This window comes from Bacillus sp. P4_D3 (assembly GCF_056401855.1).
The window spans coordinates 1-1,249 of sequence record NZ_JBFUIN010000838.1; the positions used below are offsets into that span (position 1 = coordinate 1).

Below are 1,249 nucleotides of genomic sequence, written 5' to 3' on the forward strand. Positions count from 1 at the left end.
GCAATACAACACCCTAAAAAAGAGCAATCTGAACAGGTCATTCAAAATATAGTAGAGAAGATGGATATGATGATTAGTTTAGTTACTACTTATATGAGGATTGAATTAGGATCTACGGAAGAATTAGAAGCACTTCAGGAAGAAATCATTCATGCTCAAGCATATATTCAAAAACGAAAATTTGAAGAAACACAGAGATAAAACCCTGTATTTTTATTTGGGCGTCTATGACGCCAATCTGTTATAAATCAAACTAGATGTAATTTGATCATTGTTTTGGCATAATCCATACAATTTGTTGAATACGTACAATATGCGGCACCTTATCTTCAGTGAGCAAATGATCTGGTTTCACATTCTTTAACTTTCCTCTTACATTACCTCTTACAGTTTCAATAACCACATGTTTACCAATTACCGATTGTAATGTCTGATATACGTAGGGATTAGGTACACTTACCATATCTTGTTCACTAAAAGTCATTTGCCTCTAAATAACTCATTCTATAGGACTCCTTTYTWACTYACATTTTTTCTCTTAATATATGATATAAATCTTATAACTATGCTAGAAGGATAATTCATTATAGGAACGAAAATAACATTTTAATAAGGTGCGTTTTCTATTCCTAAATTGCTAAAAAATTAGGAATATAAGGTTACTTTTACTAGTTAATAGGTGATTATATAGGGATATTTTGAATGTACATCCAGGCTGTTCCTTTCAAGATATGTATCATTTTAAATACGCCCTTTATTAGAATASTGCTCATACATTTTTTGAGATTCTTTAGTAATACGTGCGTTAAGTAAAATTGCTAACAATAAAAACACTCCATATTTTCCCCCTGTAGCTCCTATGATAATCACACGACTACAAACAAGCACAATTAATAGGATAAACGAAATAAATACAGTCATAATTCTTTGACATTTTCTCGTATTTTATGCGTTCTTTCCTTGCATCCATCTAAATTATCCATTTCACAATAAAATAAATCCCTACCTTAAAAAGAAAAATCTGTCCATTTAAATAATTAGTTTGTTTTTTTAKCAACTAATGTATATAACATRAAAAGAAATCCTACCAATATTAAGCTTTCCACTATGATAATCCCGACCCTCTCCTTCCTTTTAACCCCCAACACATCAGATGAAAATTATGTATATCCCATATTAACTGCAGCAAACAAAAAGGATCTTCCCTTCTCGTAAAGGCTGATCCTTTTCTTCGTTCATTCAACTATTT

Annotated in this window: 1 protein-coding gene and 2 pseudogenes; 1 reads left to right on the forward strand and 2 read right to left on the reverse strand. The window is 30.9% G+C overall.

Annotated elements, in window-relative coordinates; all coding sequences use genetic code 11:
- On the forward strand, positions 1–201 hold a 201-nt coding region (locus AC1DTM_RS27205), incomplete at its 5' end, for a hypothetical protein (protein WP_477001345.1).
- 67 nt (positions 202–268) lie between these two features.
- On the opposite strand, the pseudogene AC1DTM_RS27210 reads toward AC1DTM_RS27205, so the two are convergent.
- Both AC1DTM_RS27210 and AC1DTM_RS27215 read right to left on the reverse strand, forming a co-directional pair.
- Positions 269–503: pseudogene (locus tag AC1DTM_RS27210) on the reverse strand (YuzF family protein).
- Positions 504–741: 238 nt separating this feature from the next.
- A pseudogene (locus tag AC1DTM_RS27215) lies at positions 742–970 on the reverse strand (hypothetical protein).
- Positions 971–1,249: the final 279 nt, after the last annotated feature.